The organism is Mycobacterium sp. SMC-4 (genome assembly GCF_050205565.1).
GTDB lineage: Bacteria > Actinomycetota > Actinomycetes > Mycobacteriales > Mycobacteriaceae > Mycobacterium.
The window spans coordinates 56,483-82,199 of sequence record NZ_JBNMQU010000009.1 but is presented as its reverse complement, the minus strand read 5'-3'; the positions used below and the strand labels follow the sequence as shown (position 1 = coordinate 82,199).

The following is a 25,717-nucleotide window of genomic DNA, read 5'->3' as shown; positions in this document are numbered from 1 at the left end:
CTCTACTGCCATATTCGTGAATCTTCTTTCTTGTCTTGTGATTTCACTTGGTGGTGATCCCGCGCGGGCCGCGCGAGAGCGACACCACACCGGATTGGACGATCTCGCGGACCCCGTAGGGTTCGAGCACCCTCAGCAGCGCCTCGAGCTTGCCCGGGGTCCCGGTGGCCTCGATGGTCAGCGACTCGTTGGACACGTCGACCACCTTGGCGCGGAACAGGTTCACCGCTTCGATGACCTGACCGCGTGTGACGGCGTCGGTACGCACCTTGATGAGCGCCAGTTCGCGGGAGACGGCGTTGTCGTCTTCCTGCTCGACGATCTTGATGACGTTGACGAGCTTGTTGAGCTGTTTGGTGATCTGCTCCAGCGGCGACTCTTCGACGTCGACGACGATCGTCATCCGGGACAGGTTCTTCTGCTCGGTGGCGCCCACGGCCAGCGACTGAATGTTGTAGCCGCGCCGGGAGAACAGGGAAGCCACGCGGGCGAGCACGCCGGGCTTGTCCTCGACGAGCACCGACAGGGTATGGGTGCGCCGAGATTCGTTGGTGCTCACGCGTGGCCCTCTTCCGGGTCGTCGAACAGCGGCCGGATACCTCGTGCCGCTTGGATCTCGTCGTTGCTGGTGCCGGCAGCAACCATAGGCCACACCTGCGCGTCAGCTCCGACGACGAATTCCACCACCACCGGCCGGTCGTTGATCGCGCGGGCCTGCTTGATGACGTCGACGACGTCTTCGGCACGCTCGCACCGCAACCCGACGCAGCCCAGCGCTTCGGCCAGCTTGACGAAGTCGGGGATGCGCCGGCTGTGGGTGGCCAGGTCGGTCTGGCTGTAGCGCTCCTCGTAGAACAAGGTCTGCCACTGACGCACCATGCCGAGGTTGCCGTTGTTGATCAGCGCCACCTTGATCGGCACACCCTCGATGGCACAGGTGGCCAGTTCCTGGTTGGTCATCTGGAAGCAGCCGTCACCGTCGATGGCCCACACCTCGGCCTCCGGGCAACCCATCTTCGCCCCCATGGCCGCCGGGACGGCGTAACCCATGGTGCCCAGCCCGCCCGAGTTGAGCCACGTCTTGGGCTTCTCGTAGGAGATGAACTGCGCGGCCCACATCTGGTGCTGACCCACGCCGGACACGTAGATCGCGTCGGGTCCGGCCATCTTGCCCAGCGTCTCGATGACGTACTCCGGGCTGAGGCTGCCGTCGCTCTGCGGTCCGTAGCTCAGCGGATATGTGGCCTGAATGCCCTTGAGCTGCTCCATCCACGGCGCGATATCGGTCGATCCCAGTGCGCCGTCGCGGCGCAGGGCCTCGATCAGATCGGTGATCACGGCCTTGACGTCGCCGACGATCGGCACGTCGGCGTGCTTGTTCTTGCCGATCTCGGCCGGGTCGATGTCGGCGTGGATCACCTTGGCCTCGGGCGCGAACGAATCGAGTTTGCCCGTGACGCGGTCGTCGAACCGGGTGCCCAGCGCGATCAGCAGGTCGGCACGCTGCAACGCCGCGACGGCGGCCACCGTGCCGTGCATACCCGGCATCCCGAGGTTCTGCGGGTGGCTGTCCGGGAAGGCGCCGCGCGCCATCAGCGTGGTGACCACCGGGATTCCGGTCAGCTCGGCCAGGTCGAGCAGCTCCTCGGAGGCCTCGCCGCGGATCACGCCGCCGCCGACGTAGAGCACCGGCTTGCGGGCCGCGGCGATCAGCTTGGCGGCTTCACGCACCTGCCGGTTGTGCGGCTTGGTGTTGGGCTTGTAGCCGGGCAGCTCGAACTGCGGCGGCCAGCTGAAGGTGCACTCCCCCTGCAGCACGTCTTTGGGGATGTCGACGAGCACCGGACCGGGACGACCGCTGGCGGCGATGTGGAAGGCCTCGGCGATCACCCGGGCGATGTCGTCACCGTCACGCACCAGGAAGTTGTGCTTGGTGACCGGCATGGTGATGCCCGAGATGTCGGCTTCCTGGAACGCGTCGGTGCCGATCAGTCCCCGGCCGACCTGCCCCGTGATGGCCACCACGGGAATGGAATCCATGTAGGCGTCGGCCAGCGGGGTCACCAGGTTGGTCGCGCCGGGACCGGAAGTGGCCATGCAGACCCCGACCCGGCCGGTGGCGTGGGCGTACCCGCTGGCGGCGTGGCCACCGCCCTGTTCGTGGCGCACCAGCACGTGGCGCACCTTCTGGGAGTCGAACAGCGGGTCGTACACCGGCAGCACCGCGCCGCCCGGGATGCCGAAGATGACGTCGACGTCCAGCTCCTCCAAGGCCCGGACGACCGCCTGGGCGCCGGTGAGCTGTTGCGGGGCAACCTTTTTGGGGTGCCCGGATCCGGGGTTCACCTTGTGGGTGCCCGGGTTGGGAGTCCCGTTGGCCGGGGTCGCCGACTGTTCGGGGGGCCGTGTCGTGGGTGCGCTCACGATGTCCTCTTGATCCTTCTGGCCACCTCTGGCCTGCTCGTGCGAATCGTGCGGTACTGGGCAACAAAAAACCCCCGTCAGCCCGGCGGCTGTACGAGGGTTGCGCGTCGATCCGGTTGTGCTATGCCCGACTTGGGGCTAGCGCGGAATCAACGCGCAACCCAATTACTACGAGCATGCCCGGGGTCTGCATAGCAGACGACGGTAGCCGCCGACCTGCCTTGAGGTCAAATCGCTGTAGCGCCGGGGCGGGCACGGCGCTACAGCAACTGATCGGTGGAACTCGGAGGTGCGCACTCACCTCATAGCGTGTCCGGACACAAGTACCGTTGCGCCGCATCAACCATGGCGTACACCTGGCTGGGCGTGATCGGGTTCTGGTCCATGGCACGGCGGGTGTGGGAGTTGGTCAGCAGCAGACGTCGTGCATCGACCACCGAGTAGCCGTTCCGAAGGTTCCTGCAGATGTTCTGGCCAGACACCAGGGTGCTCCGGTCCTCGCGCACATGGTCACCGATATGTCCGTGATACGAACTGATGCCCAGCTCGGACATCGCGTTGAGGAATTCCTGATCGTCGGCAGACGCGGGGGCAGCGAGAAACAAGGCCGCGGCTCCCAGCGCTGCAGCTGTCAACGTCCTCACCAGAAGATCTGCTCGGGCGGAGGTGTCGGAGCGACCGAGTTGTCGGGCCACCGCCATTTGCAGTTGCCGCTGTTGAAGGTGCGTCCTTCGAACCACTCACACTTGTAGTGCATCCCTGCCAGCACCGGCGGATAGTTGCAGAACTGGACGCTGTAGTCACCGAGCCCGAAGCCACCCGAGGTACCCGGATAGTTGCAAACGCCGGGCCCTGGCAACGTGAATGCCGGACCGGCCGACGCGATCGGCGCGGCCCATCCCCCCGCGCCGATCATGGTGGCCACTGCGCCGGCCACCAGTAGTGATCGCATTTTTCTCACGACAGCCCCCCGATTTTGCTGCGATTGGTCGTGTCCCCCATGAACAGACGCAACTAGTCCTAGCAACCGGCACACCACAACTTCTGCGAATCCGTCAAATTTGCTGAAAGGTCATCCGTTCGGAGGACGCCCGCTCAGACGGAGCATGGTTGGTGTCCGCGGTGTCCTCGGCAACGGAGAACCCTCGGCGCCCCGGGCTACGTGGCGGCACCGATCAGAGCCGGTGGGATGATGGCGGCATGGCTGAACCGACGGTGGACGCCCCGATCGTCATCAAGATCTCCCAGATGGCCCACTTGATGCCCTTGTTCCTGGCGCTGGCTCTGATGTCGGTGGTGATGGCCACCGCGTCGTGGACCGCGGTGTTGCTGGTGGTACCGGTGCTGCTGTCGGTGGCGATCGTGCGTTACCGCACCGTCGCCGACCGCGAAACCATCACCGCTCGCACGATGTTGGGCAGCCAGACGCTGCGTTGGGAAGACATCGACGGACTACGGTTCGGCAAGCCCCTGTGGGCGATGGCGCGTCGCCGCGACGGCAGCGAGGTCATGCTTCCGGCGGTGACATTCAACACGCTGCCGTCGTTGACCCTGGCCTCCGGCGGCCGGGTGCCCAATCCGTACGTGTGAGCCGACCCTGACGGTCAGGCCAGCGGGTTGGCTCCGTTGAGCAGCACCCAGATCGCGATGCCTGCGCCGAGACCCAGCACCAGCGCGGCGAACGAGCCGACGAAGGGCCGTCGCGCCCATCCGCGCCCGCGGTCGACGCAGTAGCGGCCCGGACCGACGAGCACCAGCGCGGCGACCACCAACAGCAACAGGACCTCGTACTCGTGACCGTCGGTCAAGAACGCCGACAGCCGTGCGTCATTGTGGGCGTCCATCGCATCGGCGAGGATCGCCGTGACCAGGTAAGCCAGCGCACCCGCCGCGGCGACCGGGGTGAACAGCCCGATCACCAACAGGACGCCCGCGACGATCTGGCCGCCGGCGGCCACGTAGCTCAGGATGTCAGCGTGCCGGAACCCCACCTCGGTGAGGTATTCGCGGAAACCGCCGATGCCCTCGCCACCCCACCAGCCGAACATCTTCTGCAGGCCGTGGGCGACGAGCAGCACCCCCACCGCGACGCGGAGCAGCAGCAGGCCCAGGTTCTGGGTGCCTCTGCGGTCGCCGTCCCGGCGGCTTTCGTCGACGACCACCTCGGTGGGGGTGGCCGGTGTGCCGTACGCCCCAGCGGCCAGCCCGGCTCCCGGCTGCACGTACGGCAGCGGTTCCGGGTCGGCGCTCAAGCTGAAGGGCTGATCGGCGGGCTTGGGGACGTCGTAGCGCGGAATGGCCGTCGTCTCGAAATCGCCGCCGTAGTGCGGGCCCGACAGGTCGTCTTCGGGGTCGACCAGGCGAGCGGACGCAGGGCGACCGCTGGTGTCGTCGGGTCGCTGCCAGAGTCCGGAATCGTGGGGACTGGTCACGAGTGCCAGGGTAAGGGCAACTTGACCCGCGGCCGGGAATTGACTCGGCGCGTTGAGCACCTGTTTTCCGGTGGTGACGCGGGTCGTGACGGGGCGTGCGTGGCGGGTGGTGCGGCGCGATCCGTAACCTGGCTCCCATGAGTCAGCGCCGGTCGTTGCGGGCATTCGCCGTTGTGTTGAGTGCTGCGGTGCTCGCCGGTGCCGGATGTGCGCGCTTCGATTCCGCGCAGTCGCAGCCGTTCACCACCGAGCCCGAGTTGGCACCCGGCCCGACGTCGTCGCCGCCGCCCCCGCCGCCGCTACCGGCCACCCCGTTCCCGAAGGAGTGCCCTGCGCCCGGCGTCATGCAGGGCTGTCTGGAGAGCACCAGCGGGTTGATCATGCTCCCGGACAGCCAGTCGGCGCTCGTGGCCGAGCGCACCACCGGGGCGGTCAAGGAGATCTCGGTGCGCGCGGAACCCAAGGTCAAGACCGTCCTGCCGGTGGACCCCGGCGGGGACGGCGGCCTGATGGACATCGTGCTGTCGCCGACCTATGCGCAGGACCGCCTGATGTACGCCTACATCAGCACGCCCAGCGACAACCAGGTGATCCGCATCGCCGACGGTGACATCCCCAAGCCGATCCTGACCGGCATCCCGAAGGGTGCGACCGGCAACGCCGGGTCGTTGATCTTCACCAGCCCCACGACGCTGCTGGTGCAGACCGGCGACGCCGGCAACCCGGCGCTTGCTGCCGATCCGGGGTCGATGGCGGGCAAGCTGCTGCGCATCGAGCAGCCCACCACCGTCAACCAGGCGCCGACCACCACCGCGCTGTCCGGGCTGGGCGCCGGCGGAGGGGTCTGCAAGGACCCGTCGGATGATTCGCTGTACGTGACCGACCGGACACCGACCGCGGACCGCCTGCAACGCATCACCAAGGACTCGAAGGTGTCGACGGTGTGGACCTGGCCCGATCGTCCCGGGGTGGCCGGATGCGCGGCGATGGACGGGACGGTCCTGGTCAACCTGATCAACACCAAGCAGACGGTGGCGGTGCGGATGGCGCCGGACACCGGCGCGGTGACCGGAGAACCCGAGGTGGTCCGTCAGGATCAGCGCGGCCACGTGTGGGCGCTGCAGGTCTCCCCCGACGGCAACGTGTGGGGCGCGACGGTCAACAAGACCGCCGGGGATGCGGAGAAACTCGACGACGTGGTCTTCCCGCTGTTCCCGCAGGGCGGCTTCCCGCGCACCGAGGACGAACTGACCTAGTCGGTCGTCTGCTCAGGCGCTGTGAGCGTCCTCGCGCCATTCGGCGCTCTCGGGTTGCACACCGAAACTGTTGAGCCCCATGGCCAAGGCCAGGTATCCGCCGACGGTGAACACCAGGTCCATCATCTGGCGTCGTTCGAGGTGGTCGGCCAGCCCCTGCCACGTCGGCTCGGAAATCGTTGTGCGGTCGTACAAGTCGTCGACCGCTGCGATGACGAGGCGGTGCAGTTCGTCGGCGGTCTGCCCGCCGCGCGCCACCTCGATGTCGTCGTCGGTCAGCCCGGCGCTATGGCCCATCGGGACGTGATGGGTCCACTCGTAGGCACAGTCGGCGCGGTGGGCCACCCTCAGGATGGCCAGTTCGCGCAGCGCGGGCGGCAGCGTCGAGCCGGTCAGCAGGTACGCCGAGAACGGTAGATACGCCCCCGCCAGGTCGGGATGCTGGACGAGCGTCGCGATGGCATTTCCGGACGCTCCGGGCGCTCGCCGATCCGGCGAACACGCGGTGGTGATGACCGCCTGGACCTTGTCGTCGTCCCACTGGTCGGCCGGCAACGGAGGTATCCGCATCGCGCGTCAGCCCTGGCCGCAGGCGGCCATGACCAGTTCGCGCACCCGCGCCGCGTCGGCCTGACCCTTGGTCGCCTTCATCACCGCGCCGACGATCGCGCCGGCCGCCTGGACCTTGCCGCCGCGGATCTTGTCGACGATGTCGGGATGAGCTTCGAGAGCTTCATCGACGGCGGCCTGGATCAGCGAGTCGTCACGTACCACAGCCAGCCCGCGGTCGGTCATCACCTGCTCGGGCTCCCCTTCGCCGGCCAGCACTCCCTCGACGACCTGACGGGCCAGCTTGTTGGACAGCTTGCCGTCGTCGACGAGCTTGACCACCGCGGCGACCTGGGCCGGCGTGATCGGCAGCGCGTCGAGCTCGACGTTGGCCTCATTGGCCTTCTGCACCAGGAAGTTGCCCCACCACGCGCGCGCTGCGTCGCTGGAAGCGCCGTGCTCGACGGTCGCGGCGATCAGGTCGAGCGCCCCGATGTTGACGAGGTCGCGCATCACTTCGTCGGAGACCCCCCACTCCTCCTGAATTCGTTTGCGCGACAACCACGGCAGCTCGGGGATGGTCTGCCGGAGCTGCTCGACCCAGTCGCGGCCGGGCGCCACCGGTTCGAGGTCGGGTTCCGGGAAGTAGCGGTAATCCTGCGCCTCTTCCTTGCTGCGACCGGGTGAGGTGTAGCCGTCCTCGTGGAAGTGCCGCGTCTCCTGCACCACCTGCCCGCCGGACTGCAACACCGCGGCCTGGCGGCGCATCTCGTAGCGCACCGCCACCTCGACGCTCTTGAGCGAGTTGACGTTCTTGGTCTCGGTCCGGGTGCCGAACTCGGTCTGTCCGACGGGCCGCAGCGACACGTTGGAGTCGCAGCGCATCGAGCCCTGATCCATGCGCACATCGGATACACCCAGTGCCCGCAACAGGTCTCGCAAGGCCGTGACATAGGCGCGGGCGATCTCCGGTGCGCGTTCGCCGGCGCCCACGATCGGCTTGGTGACGATCTCGATCAGCGGTACGCCGGCACGGTTGTAGTCGGCCAGTGAGGTGGTCGCACCGGCGATGCGACCGGTGTCGCTGCCCAGGTGGGTCAGCTTGCCGGTGTCTTCTTCCATGTGGGCACGTTCGATCTCCACGCGCCAGGTGCTGCCGTCGTCCAGCGGCACGTCGAGGTAGCCGTTGAAGGCAATCGGCTCGTCGTACTGGCTGATCTGGTAGTTCTTCGGCTGGTCGGGATAGAAGTAGTTCTTCCGCGCAAACCGGCACCACGACGCGATCTCGCAGTTCAGCGCCAGGCCGATGCGGATGGCCGACTCCACCGCCGCCTCGTTGAGCACCGGCAACGAGCCGGGCAGACCCAGACACACGGGGCAGACCTGGGTGTTGGGTTCGGCGCCGAACTGGTTGGCGCAACCGCAGAACATCTTGGTCGCGGTGGAGAGCTCGACGTGCACCTCCATGCCCATGACGGGCTCGTAGGTGGCGACGACCTCGTCATAGTCGAGCAGGTCAGCGGTGGCGACAGACATGCCCCGATCCTAGTGGGTCGCCTTTTCCCGGCGAGCAGACACAAACTCGCACGGTTCGGCGCTCCAGAGTGCGAGTTTGTGTCTTCTCGCGAAGGCGACTCAGCCGAAGAACTCGGCGGCGTCGTCGTAACGGCTCTGCGGCACCAGCTTGAGCTGGCGCACGGCGTCGGCCAGCGGCACCCGGCCGATCTCCTGCCCGCGCAGGGCCACCATCGTCCCGTACTCGCCGGCGTGTGCGGCATCGGCGGCGTTGACCCCGAACCGGGTGGCCAGCACCCGGTCGTAGGCGGTCGGGGTGCCGCCACGCTGAACGTGCCCGAGGACCGTGACGCGGACGTCCTTGTTGATCCGCTTTTCGACCTCGATCGCCAACTGCTGGGCGACGCCGGTGAAACGTTCGTGACCGAACTCGTCGACCCCGCCCTGCCGCAGCTGCATCGAGCCCTCGGCCGGCTTCGCGCCTTCGGCCACGACGCAGATGAAATGCGAATCTCCGCGCACGAACCGAGCTTTGACGAGTCGGCACACCTCTTCGACGTCGAACGGCTGCTCAGGGATCAGCGTCATGTGCGCCCCGGACGCCAACCCGGCATTCAGCGCGATCCAACCGGCATGGCGGCCCATCACCTCCACGAGCATCACGCGCTGGTGCGACTCGGCGGTGCTGTGCAGCCGGTCGATGGCCTCGGTCGCGACAGTCAGCGCCGTGTCGTGACCGAAAGTGACATCGGTGCAGTCGATGTCGTTGTCGATGGTCTTGGGCACACCGACGACCGGCACGTTCTCCTCGGACAGCCAGTGCGCCGCGGTCAGCGTGCCCTCGCCGCCGATCGGGATCAGCACATCGATGCCGTTGTCGTCGAGGGTCTGCTTGATCTGGTCCAGGCCGGCGCGCAGCTTGTCGGGATTGACCCGGGCCGTACCCAGGACGGTGCCACCCTTGGCCAGCAGCCGGTCGTTGCGATCGTCGTTCTTGAGCTGGATGCGGCGGTTCTCCAACAGGCCCCGCCAGCCGTCCTCGAAACCCACCACCGAGGAGCCGTAGCGCGCATCGCAGGTGCGGACCACCGCCCGGATCACCGCATTGAGGCCAGGACAGTCGCCGCCGCCGGTCAGAACTCCGATACGCATGGGTCCATCCTTCCCCTTCAGAGCGCGTTCGGCAGCGGACCCCGGGCAGACTCGTAGGCGGCACCCACGCGGTAGAGCCGATCGTCGGCCAACGCCGGCGCCATGATCTGCAGACCGACCGGCAGCCCGTCGTCGTCACTGAGACCGGACGGAACCGACATCCCGCAGTGCCCGGCCAGGTTCAGCGGCAGCGTGCACAGATCGAACAGGTACATCGACAGCGGGTCGTCGACCTTCTCCCCCAACCGGAACGCGGTGGTCGGGGTGGCCGGGGACACCAGCACGTCGACCTGTTGGTACGCCTTGTCGAGGTCGCCGGCGATCAGCGTGCGCACCTTCTGCGCCTGGTTGTAGTAGGCGTCGTAGTAGCCGGCGGACAACGCATACGCGCCGATCATGATGCGGCGCTTGACTTCCGGGCCGAAGCCGGCGGCACGGGTCAGTGCCATCACCTCTTCGGCGCTGCGGGTGCCGTCGTCGGCTTCCCGCAGCCCGTAGCGCATCCCGTCGAACTTCGCCAGGTTCGACGACACCTCCGACGGCAGGATCAGGTAGTAGGCCGGCAGCGAATAGTCGAAGTGCGGGCAGTCGACTTCCGTGACCTCGGCGCCCAGTGCGGTCAGCTGCTCCACCGCGGCGTTGAACGACGCGAGCACGCCCGGCTGGAAACCCTCACCGGCGCGCAGCTGCTTGACCACGCCGACCCGCACGCCGGAGAGGTCCCCGGCGGCACCGGCGCGGGCGGCGGCGACCACGTCGGGCACCGCCGCCTTCACCGAGGTCGAGTCGCGCGGGTCGTGGCCGGCGATCACGGCGTGCAGCAGCGCGGTGTCGAGCACTGTCCGCGCACACGGTCCGCCCTGATCCAGAGATGAGGCACAGGCGATGAGGCCGTAGCGCGACACCGTGCCGTAGGTCGGCTTGACCCCGACGGTCGCGGTCAGCGCCGCGGGTTGGCGGATGGAGCCGCCGGTGTCCGAGCCGATCGCCAGCGGCGCCTGGAACGCGGCCAGCGCCGCGGCGCTGCCGCCGCCGGACCCGCCGGGCACGCGGTCGACGTCCCACGGGTTGCGGGTGGGCCCGTACGCCGAGTTCTCCGTGGAGCTGCCCATGGCGAACTCGTCCATGTTGGTCTTGCCCAGGATGGGGATGCCGGCCGCGCGCAGCCGCGCGGTGACGGTCGCGTCGTACGGCGACGTCCACCCTTCGAGGATCTTCGAACCACACGTGGTCGGCATGTCGGTGGTGGTGAAGACGTCTTTGAGTGCCAGCGGCACCCCGGCCAGCGGCGACGGCAGCTGCTCCCCGGCGGCGACGGCCTTGTCGACCTCGGCTGCGGCCTGCAGCGCCTGCTCACCGGCGACGTGCAGGAACGCGTTGTACTGACCGTCGGTCGCGGCGATCTGATCCAGGCACGCCTGGGTCACCTCGGTCGAGGACAGCTCTTTGGCCGCGATCCGGGCCGCCAGGGTGGCGGCATCCTGCCTGATCACGTCGCTCATTCGGCCTCTCCCAGAATCCGCGGCACGGCGAAGCGGCCGTCCTCGGCGCGCGGCGCCTGCGCCAGCGCCCCGTCCTGGTCCAGCCCGGGGATCACCTCATCGGTGCGGAACACGTTGACGTCCTTCAGCGGGTTGTCGGTGGCGTCGACGCCGGTGACGTCGACGGCCGCGATCTTGCTGACATGGCCGATGATGGCGTCGAGCTGCCCGGCGAAGCTGTCGAGTTCACTGTCGGTCAGCGCGAGCCGAGCGAGCCGCGCCAGGTGGGCAACCTCGTCTCGAGAGATCTGGGACACGACCACGAAGCCTAGTTGAACCTGGTCGGCCGTCCGGCGGCCGAGTCGCCCACCAGCGCCGGTCCGTGAAACAGTGTTCGCCGTGCCCACGTATCTGCTGCGCGTCGAGCTCGAGGACAGGCCGGGAAGCCTGGGCTCGCTGGCGGTGGCGCTCGGCACGGCGGGCGCGGACATCCTGTCGCTGGACGTCGTCGAGCGGACCGCCGGGTACGCCGTCGACGACCTGGTCGTCGAACTGCCGGCCGGAGCGATGCCCGACATGTTGATCACCGCCGCCGAACAGCTCAACGGCGTGTACGTCGACTCGATCCGTCCGCACACCGGACTGCTCGAAGCCCACCGGGAACTCGAGCTGATCGACCACGTCGCCGCCGCCGACGGCCGGCAGGCCAGGTTGCAGGTGCTGGCCGACGAGGCACCCCGGGTGCTTCGGGTCGGCTGGTGCACGGTGACGGTACTGACCGACACCGGTCCGCAGCGCATTGCCGGCAGTGCGGGCGCGCCGGAGACGGTGGCCGCCGACACCCCGTGGCTGCCCATCGAGCGGGCCCAGGCGCTGGACGCGACGGCGCCGTGGGTGCCGCAGGTGTGGCGCGACATGGACACCACGCTGGCCGCCGCTCCCCTCGGCGACTCGCACACCGCTGTCGTGCTGGGCCGCCCCGGTGGCCCGGCATTCCGCCCCAGTGAGGTCGCGCGGCTGGGCTATCTGGCCGGGATCGTCGCCACGATCCTGCGTTAGTTCGACTGCTAGCGTCGAAACGAACGGAAGGGTTCGCGTGGAAACGCTGTTGATCTTGCTCGCGATCGGGTTGCTCATCGCCGCGGTCGTCGTCTTCCTCAAAGCCATGCGACGGGCGAAGGAAGCCAAGCAGCCCGCCCAGCGCCAGGACCCGCTGAAGGTCGGCCACATGCCGACGTTCGGACCCCGCCAGCTCGGACCCGGCGCCGTCGTCAGTCACGGCGGCATCGACTACGTGGTGCGCGGGTCGGTGACACTGCGCGAAGGCCCGTTCGTCTGGTGGGAACACCTCTTGGAGGGCGGTTCAGAACCGGTCTGGTTCGGCGTCGAAGAGGACGAAGGGCGGCTCGAACTGACCTGGTGGGTGCGCCGCAAGGATCTCGCGCTGCAGCCCGGCGGCACGCACACCGTCGACGGCGTCACGTTCACCGAGACCGCACGCGGCCACGCGTCCTACACGACCGAGGGCACGACCGGGCTGCCCGCGGGCGGGGACATGGAGTACGTCGACTACGCCGCCGCCGACGGGTCGACGTTCCTCGGGTTCGAACGGTGGGGCGCCGGAATGCAGTGGGAGATCTCGCACGGCAGGTCGATGTCGCCCGGTGAACTGACGGTGTACCCCGCGCCTTCCCCGGACGCCTAGGACCGCTGTTGCCGCTGCACGAACTCGCCGTGTCGCCGACCGACGTCAGCGGAGCGGGTCTGGGCCTGGCGCTCAACGCCCCCGCCCCGCACCCGCTCGCGACCCTGCGCCTGCCCCACCCCGAGGGCGGTGCGCTCCTGCTGGGCGTTCTGGGCGCATCGCACGTGATCACCGTGGAGAATCCCACGGCTGAATTCTCCGAGCAGATCTCGTGCGCGGTCCGCGCCGCGGGTGGGCGCCTTCCCGAACGGGCCGACGCACCTGGCTACCGGCTGCAGTCCCGCATGACCACCCATGACGAACCGGAGTTTCGCCGGCTTGCGCGCCGACTCCGCGACCTGTGCGCCGCCGACCCCGCGTGGCTGGGCGGCGCGTTCCCCGGTGACGACGCCGCCCTGACCGCGCTGACCGCCGAACCCGACGGCGCGGGCTGGCGGTGGCAGACCTGGCACCTGTACCCGGAAACCGCAGGCGGGACCGTGGTGTACACCGACAGCCGGTGGCATCCGTGAGCAGCACCCGACTTTTTCTGTTGTCCGGAGCGCTGGCGCTCGGCGGTGTCCTGTGCCTGCTGCTCGGGGTTTCGTTGATCGACAGAGACATTCGGACCCACGTCGCCGAGAACTACCCCGCCTACTCACACGGCTCCGAGGCGTCGAGCTACGAATGCACGGGGTCCCCGGCGCAGGTGGCCGAGCAGCTCGCGAACTACCAGCAGCCGGAGGCACGCGCCTCCGACCGCGGCGCCGAGTACCTGCGCTACAGCGACGACATCGTGATCGTGGGCCCCGACGGTGACCGGCCGTGCACCATCCGGGTCGAGGACGTCCGCGGTAGCAGGTACAGCGGCGGCGCATTCATCTTCCTGGGCCCCGGCTTCTTCCCCGGCGCTCCGTCGGGCGGCTCCGGCGGTAGTACCGGCGGCCCGGGCGGGGGGAAGTGACCTCCGCACTCGACCACCCATCCAAAGGAGATCCGCATGTACCAGGCCGCCATCGAGTTCGGAACCATCAGCGGTGAGGGCCTCGCCCAGAACGTGGTCGCCGCGCTGCTGTACTTCGTGGTCGGCATCGTCGTGCTGGCCGCCGGATTCGTGATGGTGGACCTACTGACGCCGGGCAACCTGCGCCGGTTGGTCTTCGTCGAACGCCGACCCAACGCGGTGGCTGTCGCGTCGGGGATGTACCTGGCGCTGGCCGCGGTGGTCGCCACCGCCATCGTCGCGAGTTCGGCCGACCTGGGCCAGGGCCTGCTCGACGCCGCGGTCTACGGGCTGGTGGGCGTCGCGCTGCAAGGTGTCGCGCTGGTCGTGCTGGAAATGGTGGTCCCGGGACGTTTCCGCGACCTCATCGCCGACGAGCGGCTGCACCCGGCGGCGATCGCGACCGCCGTGGCGCTGTTGGCCGTGGGAGCGGTCAACGCCGCCGCGCTGTCATGACCGCAGGCTCTCCGGTGCGGCCCGAACCGGCTACAGAAGAGCCGGAGTGCGCACAGCCCAGTAGGCGCTGGCGGGCACTGCTGCTGGCCGCGGTGGCGGCGTGCGCGGCGTGCGGCCTGATCTACGAGCTCGCGTTGTTGACGCTGTCGGCGAGCATCCACGGCGGTGGAATCGTCGCGACCTCGCTGATCGTCGCGGGCTACGTCGCGGCGCTGGGCGTGGGCGCGCTGCTCGTCAAGCCGCTGCTCGGCCGCGCGGCCATCACGTTCATCGCGGTGGAGACGCTGCTCGGCGTCATCGGCGGTCTTTCTGCTGCAGCCCTGTACATCGCTTTCGTGTTCGTCGGCGGCTCGGTGTGGGTGCTGGTCGTCGGCACCGCCGTCATCGGTTGCCTGGTCGGCGCCGAGGTGCCCCTGCTGATGACGCTGCTGCAGCGCGGCCGCACCGCGGGCGCCACCGACAGCGGCCGGGTGCTGGCCAACCTCAACGCCGCCGACTATCTCGGCGCCCTGCTCGGCGGGCTCACCTGGCCGTTTCTGTTGTTGCCGCATCTGGGAATGATCCGCGGGGCTGCGGTCACCGGCATGATCAACCTCGTCGCCGCGGCCGTGGTCGCCGTCTTCCTGTTGCGGCACATCATCAGTGGACGGGAATTGGCCGCGGCGCTGGCGGTGCTGGCCGCGGCGCTTGGTCTGCTGACCACGCTGATGGTGCGCTCCGACGGCATCGAGACCAGCACCCGCCAACGGCTTTACGCCGACCCGATCATCGCCTACCAGCGCTCGGCGTACCAGGAAATCGTGGTGACCCGGCGCGGAGACGACATGCGGCTGTATCTCGATGGCGGACTGCAGTTTTCGACGCGTGACGAGCACCGTTACACCGAAAGCCTGGTGTATCCGGCGCTCGACGCGGCGACCCGCTCTGCGCTCGTGTTGGGCGGCGGCGACGGACTGGCGGCCCGCGAACTGCTGCGCCTGCCCCAGATCGACACGATCGTGCAGGTGGAGCTCGACCCGACGGTCGTCGAGCTCGGGCGCAGCACGCTGCGCGCCGTCAACAACAACGCGTTGGACGACCCGCGCGTGCACGTCGTCATCGACGATGCGATGACGTGGCTGCGCGAACCCACCACCGGTGGGCGACCACCCGGCGGGTTCGACGCGGTGATCGTCGACCTGCCCGACCCGGATACGCCGGCGCTCGGCCGGTTGTATTCGACCGAGTTCTACGCGATGGTCACGCGGGTGCTCGCACCGGACGGCCGGATGGTCGTACAGGCGGGCAGCCCCTACTCGACGCCGACGGCGTTCTGGCGCACCGTGTCGACGATCTCGTCGGTAGGCTATGCGGTGACGCCCTACCACGTGCACGTGCCCACGTTCGGCGACTGGGGTTTCGTGCTCGCCGATCGCGGTCAGCACCCGCCGAAGCCGGCCGTGCCGGCCACCGCTCCTGCGCTGCGCTTCCTCGACCAACGGGTACTCGAGGCGGCCACGGTGTTCCCCGACGACCGGCCGCCCCTGTCGCTGGAGCCCTCGACTCTGGAGCATCCGCGGATCGTCGAGGACATCCGGCTCGGCTACAGCTGAGATCGTCTCAGACGGCGTCCGGTCCGCCGTCGAGCAGCCGGCGGAAACCGTCCTCGTCGAGCACGGGTACGCCGAGCTCGACGGCCTTGTCGTACTTCGATCCCGGGGCATCACCGGCCACCACGTACGCGGTCTTCTTCGACACCGAGCCGGCCGCTTTGCCGCCGCGGGCGATGATCGCCTCCTTGGCGTCGTCCCGACTGAACCCGGCCAGCGAACCGGTCACGACGATCGACAAGCCCTCGAGGGTACGAGCGATGCTGGCGTCGCGTTCGTCGGCCATCCGCACCCCGGCAGCCCGCCACTTCTCGACGATCGCGCGGTGCCAGTCGACGGTGAACCAGTCGATCACCGCTGCCGCGATGGTCGGACCGACCCCTTCCACGGCGGCCAGTTGTTCCTCGGAGGCCTCGACGATCGCGTCGAGACTGCCGAACTCGGTGGCCAGCGCACGCGCGGCGGTGGGACCGACGTGGCGGATGGACAGCGCCACCAGCACGCGCCACAGCGGCTGGCTCTTGGCCTTACCGAGGTTGTTCAGCAGACGGCGGCCGTTGGCCGACAGTTCGCCCTTCTGCGTGGTGAACAGGTCGGTGCGCAGCAGGTCGTCCTCGGTGAGGTCGAACAGATCGCCCTCGTCGGTGATGACCTGTGCCTGCAGCAGCGCGATGCCGGCCTCGTAGCCGAGCCCTTCGATGTCGAAGGCGCCGCGGCCGGCGACGTGGAACACCCGTTCGCGCAACTGCGCGGGACAGGTGCGTGAGTTGGGGCAGCGGATGTCGGCGTCGCCCTCCTTGGCCGGGGCCAGCGCGGTGCCGCATTCCGGACAGTGGGTGGGCATCTCGAATTCGCGCTCCGAGCCGTCGCGCAGGTCGACCACGGGGCCGAGCACCTCGGGGATGACGTCGCCGGCCTTGCGGATGACGACGGTGTCGCCGATCAGCACACCTTTGCGCTGGACTTCCGAGGCGTTGTGCAGGGTGGCCAACCCGACGGTGGAACCGGCGACTTTCACCGGTTCCATGTACGCGAACGGCGTGACGCGTCCGGTCCGGCCGACGTTGACGCGGATGTCGAGCAGCTTGGTGGTCGCCTCTTCCGGCGGATACTTGTAGGCCACCGCCCAGCGCGGCGCGCGCGACGTCGCGCCGAGGCGTCGCTGCAGTGCCACTTCGTCGACTTTGACCACCAGGCCGTCGATTTCGTGTTCGACGTCGTGGCGGTGCTCACCCCAATAGGCGATGCGTTCGGTGACCGCTTCGAGGCCCTGCACGCGGGCGGTGTGGTCCGACACCGGCAGCCCCCAGGCTTTGAGCGCGCGGTACGCATCGTGCAGGCTGGCGAACGGGAAGCCCGCCGTGCCGCCCTTGACTTCGATGCGGCCCAGGCCGTGGCAGATCATTCGCAGCCGGCGCCGCGCGGTGACCGCGGGGTTCTTCTGCCGCAGGGACCCGGCGGCAGAATTGCGGGGGTTGGCGAACGGCGGTTTGCCCTCGGCGACCAGGCCGGCGTTGAGGTCCTCGAAATCGCTGACCCGGAAGAACACCTCGCCTCGGACTTCGAGCACCCGCGGAACCGGGAATTCGTCGGTGGGCGTGAGCTTTTCGGGGATGTCGTCGATGGTACGGGCGTTGAGCGTGACGTCTTCGCCGGTGCGCCCGTCGCCGCGGGTCGCGGCGCGTTCCAGCCGTCCGTCGCGGTAGACCAGCGACAGCGCCACCCCGTCGATCTTCAGCTCGCACAGATAATGCGCGTCGGCACCGATCTCGGTCTTGATGCGCGCCGCCCACGCCGCGAGCTCGTCGGGTGCGAAGACGTTGTCCAGACTCAACATTCGCTCGAGGTGCTCGGCGGCGGTGAAGTCGGTGGAAAACCCCGCTCCCCCGACGAGCTGCGTCGGCGAATCAGGGGTCCGCAGCTCCGGGTGCTCGTCCTCGAGCGTCTGCAGCTGCCGCAGCAGCGCGTCGAACTCCGCGTCGGAGATGATCGGGGCGTCCCGCACGTAATAGCGGAACTGATGGTCACGGACCTCGTCGGCGAGCTCCTGCCACCGGCGGCGCAGGTCAGCGTCGGGGCCGTCGTCGGCCTGTTCGGCCAGCAATGCCTCCGGATCCGGGGTCGCCTCGGGACTCACCCTCGCAGGCTATCGAAGTACCCCGACAGCGTTCTGCGGCCGCACGGTGAAACGACGCCCTAGGCTGCTGGTATGCCGCACCCGATCATGTTCGGTGACGATGACATGGGCCTGGCGCAGCTGCGTGAGATCGCGCTGGGGTTCCCGGGAGCCACCGAGAAGATCTCCTGGGGCAGGCCCGTGTTCTGCGCGCCGAAGATGTTCGCCGTCTTCGGCGGCACCTGCAAGATCGACGGTTCGCGCGAGCATCGCCAATTCCCGCACGCCGTCCTGGTCAAGGTCGACGACAGCGATCGGCGTGCCCTCGAACAGGACCGGCGCTTCTTCTTCCCCGCCTATCTCGGACCGTTCGGCTGGCTGGGCCTGGACCTGACCGCCGCCGCGGTGGACTGGACGGAGGTCACCGAGCTCCTCGATGCGTCCTACCGGATGGTGGCGTCGAAAAAAATGATCGAACAGCTCGACCAACGTTGACCCCGGCGCGCACCGAACGTGCTTCGATCGGACCATCATGAGTTTCTCCAGCCCATTCCCCGAAGTCGACATCCCGACGGCCAGCGTCTTCGACTACCTGTTCGCCGGCATCGACGATGCCACCCTCGACCGGGTCGCGCTGATCGACGCCAAGACGCGGCGCCAGACCACCTACCGCGAGATGATCAGCCGGATCGACGGCTTCGCCGGAGCGCTCGCGGCGCGCGGTTTCGGTGTGGGCGACGTCATCGGGCTGCTCGCACCGAACAGTGCGGCCTTCGCCGTCGCATTCCACGGCATCCTGCGCTCGGGGGCCACCGCCACCACGATCAATGTGTTGTTCACCGCGGGTGACATCGCCAAGCAGCTGCGCGACGCGAAGGCCGCGATGCTGATCACCGTCAGCCCGTTGAGGGCGGCCGCCGCAGAGGCCGCGCAGGCGGCCGGGATCCCCGCCGACAACGTGGTGGTGCTCGACGGCGCGGGCCGCGACGTCGACGGTTACCCCAACGCCGAGGAGCTGCTCGCCGGGGCGCCTGCCGCTCCGCACGTGGACTTCGCGCCCTCGACGCATCTGGCGGTGCTGCCGTACAGCTCGGGCACCACCGGAAATCCCAAGGGGGTCATGCTGACCCACCGCAACCTGGTCGCCAATGTGGCCCAGATACGACCCCTGCACGGCATGCAGCCCGACGATGTGGTGCTGGCCGTGCTGCCGTTCTTCCACATCTACGGGATGACGGTGCTGCTCAACGCCGCGGTGCATGCGCGCGCCCGCCTGGTGATCATGCCGGGCTTCGACCTCGCCGAGTTCCTGGGCAACATCGCCGAACACAAGTGCACCATCGCGTTCATCGCCCCGCCGGTGGCCGTCGCACTGGCCAAGCACCCGTTGATCGACGACTACGACCTGTCCTCGCTGAAGGTGGTGATGTCCGGCGCCGCGCCGCTGGATGCCGACCTGGGACACGCGGTCGCCGAGCGGTTGGGCTGCAAGGTGGTCCAGGGCTACGGGATGAGCGAGCTCAGCCCGGTCAGCCACATCACCCCGTTCGACAGCGGCCGGCTCAACATGCACATGGAGGCCCCGCTGAGCTCGGTCGGCTGGACCGTTTCCAACGCCGCCTCCAAGATCGTCGATCCGGAGACGGGCGACGAGATCAACCCTCCCGCCGAGGGTTTGAGCAAGACCGGCGAACTGTGGTTCAAAGGTCCCAACGTGATGGCCGGTTACCTCAACAACGAGTCGGCCACCAGCGAGACCATCGATCCGCAGGGGTGGCTACACACCGGCGACCTCGCCCAGGTCGATGCGAACGGCTGCGTCTACATCGTCGACCGGCTCAAAGAGCTGATCAAGTACAAGGGCTACCAGGTGCCGCCGGCCGAGCTGGAGGCGGTACTGCTGACGCACCCGCAGGTCGCCGACGCCGCAGTGGTCGGCGTCCCCGACGACGACGGCGAAGAGGTCCCGAAAGCGTTCGTGGTGACCCAACCGGGCAGCGACCTGACCGCCGAGGAGATCATCGAGTTCGTCGCCGGGCAGGTGGCACCGTACAAGAAGGTGCGGCGCGTCGCTTTCATCGATGCGATCCCGAAATCGGCGTCCGGGAAGATCTTGCGCAAGGATCTGCGCTCACAGGTGTGAGAGTTTGTTGCGCCCTTGGCGTTTGGCTTGGTAGAGCGCGGTGTCGGCACGAATCACGGTGTCTGTCAACGGTTCACTGCCGTCGTGCGCGGTGTAGCCGATCGAGCAGGTCTGCCCGGACGGCACACACCGCTTGACGCGCTGCAGCACCGCTTCGGCCTGGGCAGGTGTGGTCGACGGCATCGCGATGATGAATTCCTCGCCGCCCCACCGTGCCAGCACGTCGTCTCGGCGCAGCGTGCTCTCGGCTTGGGCGGCGAACCGCTGCAACAGCGCGTCGCCGGCGGTGTGACCACGTGTGTCGTTGTAGTACTTGAAGTTGTCGAGGTCGATCACAGCGATCGTCAGCGGCTTCCCCGCGTTGGCCGGGTCGGCGAGGATCGCCGACACCTGTTGGTCCCACGCCTGCCGGTTCCACAGTCCGGTCAACGCGTCGGTGGCGGCGGACTGCTTCAGCGCGGCGTGCGCGGCGGCGAGGTGGGAGATGTCGCGCACCTCGAGCTGGACGCTCCGCACGCCTGCGTGGTTGACCGCGGCGGCGTTGAATTCGACCGTGAGTTCCGTTCCGTCGCGGCGACGCAGCGTGCCCCGCTGCCCACGGGGCACCGGGCCACCGGAGACGATGTCGGCGAGCATCGCCCGGGCGGCCTCCCGCATCTGCGGGTGCACGAGCTCCAGTCCTTGGCTGGACTCGATCCGCGCCCCGCACAATGCATCCGCCGCCGGATTGGCATAGAGGATGATCCCGCTCGGGTCGACGACGACCACGGCGACCGGTGACTGCTCGATCAGTGCCCGCCAACGCTGTTCGGCTTGGGCGTGTGCGGCGCGCGCGGCGGCGAGTTCGGTGACGTCGGTCGACATGCCGCCGACGCCGATCACTTCGCCGGTATCGCCGATCAGCGGGAACTTCGTCGTCCGATAGGTGTGCACCGTGCCGTCGGGGTGGACGATGTCTTCGCTGAACACCTGCCACCGCTGGGTGGTCATGATCTCGACGTCGCTGCGGCGGAACCGGTCGGCCTCGGCGCGGTCGTAGATGTCGTAATCGGTGCGACCGATCAGATTGGCGCTCTGGGCGACGTGCTCGACGGCGGGGTTCGCCATCATGATCCGGCCCTCGATGTCCTTGGCGTAGATCAGCACGTCGGCGTGTTTGAGCACGCCGTCGAGCAGCCGCAGTTGTCGGCGCAGCGCCGCGGCCGCGGACCGGCGTGACTCGGCCTCCACAGAGGCCTGCTGGTTGCGGCGGCGCAGTTCGAGCATGGTCATCACCTGCTCGGCCAAGGTCTGCAGGTGTCGCTCGGCACCGGCGAGCACCGGCCGCGGCACCCGGTCCAGCACCGTCAGCGCCCCGATGACGAGCCCGGTGGCGGTCAGGATCGGCGCTGCGGCGAAGAACCGCAACGGCGGGTCACCGTTGACCAGCGGCGAGTGCGCGAAGCGGGCGTCGGCGTGCACGTCGGTGACCCATATCGGAGCTGTCGAGCCGATCAGGTGAGCGCCCAGCGAATGTTCTCGAGGGATCTCGGTGAGCGCGATGCCGTGGCAGGCCTTGATCCACTCGCGGTCGGCGTCGAGGAAGCCGAGCGTCGCCATCGGCGCTTCGCAGACATACGCGGCCAGTGCCGTCAGGTCGTCGAAGCCGGTCTCGGCAGGCGTGTCGAGGATGTCGTACGCGCGCAGCGCTACGAGACGGTCATGCTCGGCGTCGGAAGGACGCGCATGCCCAACGCTCGACGACATCGACTGCCAGTTCTCCTTCCCGTGCCGCGCAGCATGGCTGCAGCCGGGCGGTGGGGGCGCAGTCGGCTCAGCTGTCTTCGAGAATAAAGGAGTATCCGGTGACGCCAGACACAATCTCGGTGCGAACCGACGCTCACAGACCGTCCGGGTCGGCGTACAACGCGTCGGCGGTTCGCTGTGCCAGCTCGACCGCCGTACGCGCCCACCGTGGCGTCGCGGTAGCCAGGCCGCACGCCGGTGTGACGCCGATGCGGTCCACCAACACCGAGCGGGGGAATCCGAGACGGTCGGTGACCGTCACCACCGAGGTGGCGACCTGCTCGACGGACGGCCGGGGCACGGTGTCGGCGGTTGCGACGGCCCCGAGCAGGACTGTGCGACCCGACTCGACGAACTCGCCGATTCCGTCGAGATCCTCGGCGGTCAGCGTGTGCACGTCGACCGCGATCGCGTCGATGACACTGTCGCGGAGGGCCTTCCACGGCAGGCCGGGTGCGCAGCAGTGCACCGCGATGTCGGGGCCCACCACCGCGGCACATTCGTCGAACAACGAGGTGACCGTCGGCTCTTCGAGGGCGGCGACCGGACTGAACCTCGTCACACCCGCGAGTCGTCCGGCAACAGCGGCCGGCAGCGACGGCTCGTCGAACTGGACGACGACCGTCGCTTCGAGCCGACGCGCCACGGCCGCGCGGTGCTGGGCCACCCCCTCGGCCAGCGACATCGCCAGGTCGCGGAACGCGCCGGCGTCGGTGATGGCCCGGTGACCGTTGGCCAGCTCGAGCTGCGCGGCCAACGTCACCGGTCCCGGGGCCTGCACCTTGATCGCGCGGCCGCTCCCGCGCAGGCCCGCCTTCTCCCACGCTTCTTCGATGGCGTCGAGATCCTCGTCGAGCAGACTCAGTGCCCGCCGCATCGCCGAGCTGCGCCCGGCGGCGATGCGGTAACCGCGCGGCACGGTGTCGATCCCGATGTCGACGAGCAGTGCGCCGGCGCGGCCGATCATGTCGGCGCCCACCCCGCGGGCCGGCAACTCGACCAGGTGCGGTAACCGGTGCAGTTCGCCGACCACCACCTCGGCGGCCTCTGACGGGGATGCACCGGGCCACGACCCGATGCCGGTCGCGGTGGCGAAGACACTCACCCGCCAGACGATATTCGACCCTTTAGAGTCGAGCCATGACGCCCCGCGGATGCGCGTCGGCCCGCCGCATGTGGCGGTATGGCCGGCTGCTCGCGGTCGTGGCGGTGGTGGCGGTGGGTTGCACGCACGCCGTCGGCGGCATGGCGGTGCGGTCCGCGCCGCTTCCGGACGAGAACTCCCAGTCACCCGTCGACGTCGATGCCGTTCTGCTCGACCGTCGGCAGATGCAGGCTCTCACCGGCGCGGGGGAAGATCTGACGCCGATACCCGGGATGGAGAGCAAAGCGCCGGTCGATATCGACCATCTCCGGAAAAGTGTTCCCGCGCAATGCACGTGGCTGGTCGCCGAGACGGAGGTGTTCGGCGGCGACGTCGAGGAGTTCCACAAGACGACTTTCCAGAACCCGCCCGACGGCGCCCTGATCTCGCAGGCGGCCGCCGGTTACCGCAGCGCTGATGTGGCTCGCGAGGCGTTCGGCGGGCTCGTCGGGTCGATTCAGAGGTGCCGGGACAGCGATGCCGGGCCGGCGATGGTCGGACCGGTGACCACCACCGTGGAGTCGGTGCGGACGCGGCCGGGTGGTTGCGGGCGGGACTACCGACTGAAATCGGCGGTGCTGATCGAGGTGACGTTCTGCGCGTTTTCCGATGCGGTGTCCGAGGTCGTGATGGCCAACATCGTGGCCAACGTGCCGGGCTAGCGCGCCGAGCGGATGGTCGCCGAGCCGAGCACCTCGTCGCCGTCGGCGTCGGGCCGGTACAGCACCAGTGTCTGGCCGGGCGCTACGCCGCGCAACGGCGTCCGCAGGTCGACGGTGACGTGGTCCTGCCCGATGTGGGCGACCGCGTCGACGACTCCCCCGTGGGCGCGCACCTGTACCTGGCATTCCAGCGGCCCGCTCGGGGCCACTCCGGAGGTGATGACCGGCCTGTCTCCGACCAGTGCGGTGACGTCGAGGTCGGCGAGATCGCCGACACGGACAGTACCGGTGTCGGCGTCGATCCCGGTCACATAGCGGGGACGTCCGTCGGGACCGGGCCCGGCGATGCCGAGCCCCTTGCGTTGGCCCACGGTGAACCCGTGCACGCCGTCGTGTTCGGCGAGCACGGTGCCGGCGGCGTCGACCACGTTGCCCCGTCTGACGCCGATGCGTGCACCCAGGAATGCGCGGGTGTCCCCCGACGGGATGAAGCAGATGTCGTGGCTGTCGGCCTTGTCGGCCACCGCGAGCCCGCGCTGGGCCGCTTCGGCGCGGATCTGCGCCTTCGGGGTATCGCCGATCGGGAACGCCGCGTGCCGCAGCTGCTCGGCGGTCAGCACCGCGAGCACGTAGGACTGGTCCTTGTCGTGGTCGACGGCACGACGGAGCCGACCGTCGGCCAGCCGCGCGTAGTGGCCGGTGGCCAGCGCGTCGAACCCCAGCGCCAGCGCGCGAGCGGCCAACGCCGAGAACTTGATTCGCTCGTTGCACCGCACGCACGGGTTCGGCGTCTCGCCGCGGGCGTAGGACGCCACGAAGTCGTCGATCACGTCGTCTTTGAAGCGGTCGGCGAAATCCCAGACGTAGAAAGGGATTCCGAGCACATCGGCGACTCGGCGGGCGTCACCGGCGTCTTCCTTCGAGCAGCAGCCGCGGGAGCCGGTGCGCAGCGTCCCGGGTGCCGAGGACAATGCCAGGTGCACGCCGGTGACGTCGTGGCCGGCGTCGACCATCCGGGCGGCAGCCACCGAGGAGTCGACACCACCGCTCATTGCGACGAGGACCTTCATGGCCGCCCCACCGAGCGCTCGCCGGCGCTGGCCAGCGCGGCCTGGCGGGCGCGTTCGACCGCGGCCGGCAGTACCGCCAGCACGGCGTCGACGTCGCTGTCGGTGCTGGTGTGCCCCAGTGACAACCGCAGCGAGCCCCGCGCGCTGGCCGACTCTGCGCCCATGGCGGTCAATACGTGTGAGGGTTGCGCCACTCCCGCCGTGCACGCCGAACCGGTGGAGCATTCGACACCTTTGGCGTCCAGCAGCATCAGCAGCGAGTCCCCCTCGCACCCACGGAAGGTGAAGTGCGCGTTGCCCGGTAGCCGGTCGAGTCCGCGGGCTCCGTTGAGGTACACGTCGTCGACGGCGCGCAGGACCCCGTCGATCAGGCGCTCGCGCAACGCCCGCATCCGGGAGGTGGTCGCCTCCATCGTCGCCACGGCATCGCGGGCAGCCGCTGCCATCGCCGCCGCACCGGCGACGTCCTGGGTGCCTGACCGGACGTCGCGTTCCTGGCCGCCGCCGTGCAGTTGGGGAACGCATTCGACGTCGCGGCGCAGCAGCAGCGCACCGACTCCGGTCGGGCCGCCGAACTTGTGTGCGGTCACGCTCATCGCCGACAGGTCGCTGGCGGCGAAGTCCACCGGCAGCTGGCCCACCGCCTGCACCGCATCACTGTGCATCGGGATACCGAATTCTCTTGCCACTGCTGCCAATTCAGGGATCGGCATCACGGTGCCGACTTCGTTGTTGGCCCACATGACCGAGATCAGGGCGACGTCGGCGGAGTCGTCGAGCGCCGCGCGCAACGTTGCCGGGTTCACCGCACCGAACTCGTCGACGGGCAGCCACGTCACTTCGGCGCCTTCGTGTTCGACGAGCCACTCCACGGCGTCGAGGACCGCGTGGTGTTCCACCGGGGTGGTGATGATCCGGTGGCGACGCGGGTCGGCGTCGCGGCGCGCCCAGTAGATGCCCTTGATCGCCAGGTTGTCGCTCTCGGTCCCGCCTGCGGTGAAGATCACTTCCGACGGACGCGCTCCGAGCAGGTGCGCCAGCGCTTCGCGGGACTCCTCGAGGCGTCGTCGCGCCGACCGCCCGGAGCTGTGCAGCGAGGACGCGTTGCCGACCGTGGCCAGCACAGCGGTCATCGCCTCGATAGCGGCGGGGCGCATCGGCGTGGTGGCGGCGTGGTCGAGATAGACCGGCGCGTGCGAAGACATAACCGTTCCAGAATAGCCGTCGCGCCCCTGCCCACCGCAGTCGCCGCAGCT

General features: G+C 68.8%; 26 protein-coding genes. 11 read left to right on the top strand and 15 right to left on the bottom strand.

What is annotated here, in order from left to right:
* Positions 1-43 precede the first annotated feature (43 nt).
* The 4 genes from ilvN to ACQI46_RS16800 form a co-directional block, all read right to left on the bottom strand.
* Positions 44-559, bottom strand: a complete 516-nt coding sequence (gene ilvN, locus ACQI46_RS16815; protein ID WP_427095162.1) for an acetolactate synthase small subunit — start codon at positions 557-559, stop codon at positions 44-46.
* A complete protein-coding gene (locus ACQI46_RS16810) occupies positions 556-2,424 on the bottom strand; it encodes an acetolactate synthase large subunit (RefSeq protein ID WP_427095161.1) in 1,869 nt (622 codons plus the stop codon). Before ACQI46_RS16810 ends, ilvN begins: the two co-directional genes overlap by 4 nt.
* A gap of 302 nt (positions 2,425-2,726) precedes the next feature.
* A complete protein-coding gene (locus ACQI46_RS16805; protein ID WP_427095160.1) occupies positions 2,727-3,059 on the bottom strand; it encodes a DUF732 domain-containing protein in 333 nt (110 codons plus the stop codon).
* 5 nt (positions 3,060-3,064) lie between these two features.
* On the bottom strand, positions 3,065-3,376 hold the full coding sequence (locus tag ACQI46_RS16800) for a hypothetical protein (RefSeq protein WP_427095159.1): 312 nt from the start codon (positions 3,374-3,376) through the stop codon (positions 3,065-3,067).
* A gap of 248 nt (positions 3,377-3,624) precedes the next feature.
* On the opposite strand from ACQI46_RS16800, the gene ACQI46_RS16795 reads away from it, so the two are divergent.
* Positions 3,625-4,014 (top strand): PH domain-containing protein, encoded by a 390-nt coding sequence (locus ACQI46_RS16795; protein WP_427095158.1) that lies wholly within the window; start codon positions 3,625-3,627, stop codon positions 4,012-4,014.
* 14 nt (positions 4,015-4,028) lie between these two features.
* Here the strand turns inward: ACQI46_RS16795 and ACQI46_RS16790 are convergent, their stop codons facing one another.
* Positions 4,029-4,856, bottom strand: coding sequence for a DoxX family protein (locus tag ACQI46_RS16790; RefSeq protein WP_427095157.1), 828 nt, complete (start codon positions 4,854-4,856; stop codon positions 4,029-4,031).
* 137 nt (positions 4,857-4,993) lie between these two features.
* Between ACQI46_RS16790 and ACQI46_RS16785 the strand changes: the two genes are divergently transcribed.
* Positions 4,994-6,112, top strand: coding sequence for a PQQ-dependent sugar dehydrogenase (locus tag ACQI46_RS16785; protein WP_427095156.1), 1,119 nt, complete (start codon positions 4,994-4,996; stop codon positions 6,110-6,112).
* A gap of 12 nt (positions 6,113-6,124) precedes the next feature.
* Here the strand turns inward: ACQI46_RS16785 and ACQI46_RS16780 are convergent, their stop codons facing one another.
* From ACQI46_RS16780 to gatC, 5 genes are all read right to left on the bottom strand, one after another.
* Positions 6,125-6,682, bottom strand: coding sequence for a carboxymuconolactone decarboxylase family protein (locus tag ACQI46_RS16780; protein WP_427095155.1), 558 nt, complete (start codon positions 6,680-6,682; stop codon positions 6,125-6,127).
* 6 nt (positions 6,683-6,688) lie between these two features.
* Positions 6,689-8,197 carry an Asp-tRNA(Asn)/Glu-tRNA(Gln) amidotransferase subunit GatB gene (gatB, locus tag ACQI46_RS16775; RefSeq protein WP_427095154.1) on the bottom strand — a complete coding sequence of 503 codons (1,509 nt, stop codon included), beginning with the start codon at positions 8,195-8,197 and terminating at the stop codon, positions 6,689-6,691.
* A 99-nt stretch (positions 8,198-8,296) separates the two neighbouring features.
* Positions 8,297-9,328, bottom strand: a complete 1,032-nt coding sequence (locus ACQI46_RS16770) for an ATP-dependent 6-phosphofructokinase (protein ID WP_427095153.1) — start codon at positions 9,326-9,328, stop codon at positions 8,297-8,299.
* A 17-nt stretch (positions 9,329-9,345) separates the two neighbouring features.
* A complete protein-coding gene (gatA, locus tag ACQI46_RS16765) occupies positions 9,346-10,830 on the bottom strand; it encodes an Asp-tRNA(Asn)/Glu-tRNA(Gln) amidotransferase subunit GatA (protein WP_427095152.1) in 1,485 nt (494 codons plus the stop codon).
* Positions 10,827-11,126 carry an Asp-tRNA(Asn)/Glu-tRNA(Gln) amidotransferase subunit GatC gene (gene gatC, locus ACQI46_RS16760; RefSeq protein WP_427095151.1) on the bottom strand — a complete coding sequence of 100 codons (300 nt, stop codon included), beginning with the start codon at positions 11,124-11,126 and terminating at the stop codon, positions 10,827-10,829. Before gatC ends, gatA begins: the two co-directional genes overlap by 4 nt.
* 82 nt (positions 11,127-11,208) lie before the next feature.
* On the opposite strand from gatC, the gene ACQI46_RS16755 reads away from it, so the two are divergent.
* Genes ACQI46_RS16755 through ACQI46_RS16730 form a run of 6 tightly spaced genes read left to right on the top strand, consistent with a single transcriptional unit; the run spans position 11,209 to position 15,544 of the window.
* The gene (locus ACQI46_RS16755) at positions 11,209-11,868 is read left to right on the top strand and encodes an amino acid-binding protein (RefSeq protein ID WP_427095150.1); all 660 of its coding nucleotides are present in this window, start codon (positions 11,209-11,211) and stop codon (positions 11,866-11,868) included.
* A gap of 37 nt (positions 11,869-11,905) precedes the next feature.
* Positions 11,906-12,514: a DUF4178 domain-containing protein gene (locus ACQI46_RS16750; protein WP_427095149.1), complete on the top strand. Its 609-nt coding sequence runs from the start codon at positions 11,906-11,908 to the stop codon at positions 12,512-12,514.
* Positions 12,515-12,522: 8 nt separating this feature from the next.
* The gene (locus ACQI46_RS16745) at positions 12,523-13,026 is read left to right on the top strand and encodes a DUF2617 family protein (protein ID WP_427095148.1); all 504 of its coding nucleotides are present in this window, start codon (positions 12,523-12,525) and stop codon (positions 13,024-13,026) included.
* Positions 13,023-13,457, top strand: coding sequence for a DUF4247 domain-containing protein (locus ACQI46_RS16740; protein WP_427095147.1), 435 nt, complete (start codon positions 13,023-13,025; stop codon positions 13,455-13,457). The genes ACQI46_RS16745 and ACQI46_RS16740 overlap by 4 nt, the downstream gene beginning before the upstream one ends.
* A gap of 36 nt (positions 13,458-13,493) precedes the next feature.
* Positions 13,494-13,952 (top strand): DUF350 domain-containing protein, encoded by a 459-nt coding sequence (locus ACQI46_RS16735; protein ID WP_427095146.1) that lies wholly within the window; start codon positions 13,494-13,496, stop codon positions 13,950-13,952.
* Positions 13,949-15,544: a polyamine aminopropyltransferase gene (locus ACQI46_RS16730; RefSeq protein ID WP_427095145.1), complete on the top strand. Its 1,596-nt coding sequence runs from the start codon at positions 13,949-13,951 to the stop codon at positions 15,542-15,544. Before ACQI46_RS16735 ends, ACQI46_RS16730 begins: the two co-directional genes overlap by 4 nt.
* A gap of 7 nt (positions 15,545-15,551) precedes the next feature.
* On the opposite strand, the gene ligA is transcribed toward ACQI46_RS16730, so the two are convergent.
* Complete coding sequence (ligA, locus tag ACQI46_RS16725) at positions 15,552-17,645, bottom strand: NAD-dependent DNA ligase LigA (protein WP_427095331.1); 2,094 nt, start codon at positions 17,643-17,645, stop codon at positions 15,552-15,554.
* Between the two features lie 105 nt (positions 17,646-17,750).
* On the opposite strand from ligA, the gene ACQI46_RS16720 reads away from it, so the two are divergent.
* Positions 17,751-18,152 (top strand): MmcQ/YjbR family DNA-binding protein, encoded by a 402-nt coding sequence (locus ACQI46_RS16720; RefSeq protein ID WP_427095144.1) that lies wholly within the window; start codon positions 17,751-17,753, stop codon positions 18,150-18,152.
* Positions 18,153-18,189: 37 nt separating this feature from the next.
* A complete protein-coding gene (locus ACQI46_RS16715; protein WP_427095143.1) occupies positions 18,190-19,800 on the top strand; it encodes a 4-coumarate--CoA ligase family protein in 1,611 nt (536 codons plus the stop codon).
* Here ACQI46_RS16715 and ACQI46_RS16710 read toward each other — a convergent pair.
* Both ACQI46_RS16710 and ACQI46_RS16705 read right to left on the bottom strand, forming a co-directional pair.
* Positions 19,789-21,546: a diguanylate cyclase domain-containing protein gene (locus ACQI46_RS16710; RefSeq protein ID WP_427095142.1), complete on the bottom strand. Its 1,758-nt coding sequence runs from the start codon at positions 21,544-21,546 to the stop codon at positions 19,789-19,791. The two genes, ACQI46_RS16715 and ACQI46_RS16710, sit on opposite strands and share 12 nt — an antisense overlap.
* A 133-nt stretch (positions 21,547-21,679) precedes the next feature.
* The gene (locus ACQI46_RS16705) at positions 21,680-22,690 is read right to left on the bottom strand and encodes a methionine synthase (RefSeq protein WP_427095141.1); all 1,011 of its coding nucleotides are present in this window, start codon (positions 22,688-22,690) and stop codon (positions 21,680-21,682) included.
* A 35-nt stretch (positions 22,691-22,725) separates the two neighbouring features.
* On the opposite strand from ACQI46_RS16705, the gene ACQI46_RS16700 reads away from it, so the two are divergent.
* A complete protein-coding gene (locus tag ACQI46_RS16700) occupies positions 22,726-23,391 on the top strand; it encodes a sensor domain-containing protein (protein WP_427095140.1) in 666 nt (221 codons plus the stop codon).
* Here ACQI46_RS16700 and mnmA read toward each other — a convergent pair.
* Positions 23,388-24,461, bottom strand: a complete 1,074-nt coding sequence (mnmA, locus tag ACQI46_RS16695) for a tRNA 2-thiouridine(34) synthase MnmA (protein ID WP_427095139.1) — start codon at positions 24,459-24,461, stop codon at positions 23,388-23,390. The two genes, ACQI46_RS16700 and mnmA, sit on opposite strands and share 4 nt — an antisense overlap.
* Positions 24,458-25,666, bottom strand: a complete 1,209-nt coding sequence (locus tag ACQI46_RS16690; protein ID WP_427095138.1) for a cysteine desulfurase family protein — start codon at positions 25,664-25,666, stop codon at positions 24,458-24,460. Before ACQI46_RS16690 ends, mnmA begins: the two co-directional genes overlap by 4 nt.
* Positions 25,667-25,717: the final 51 nt, after the last annotated feature.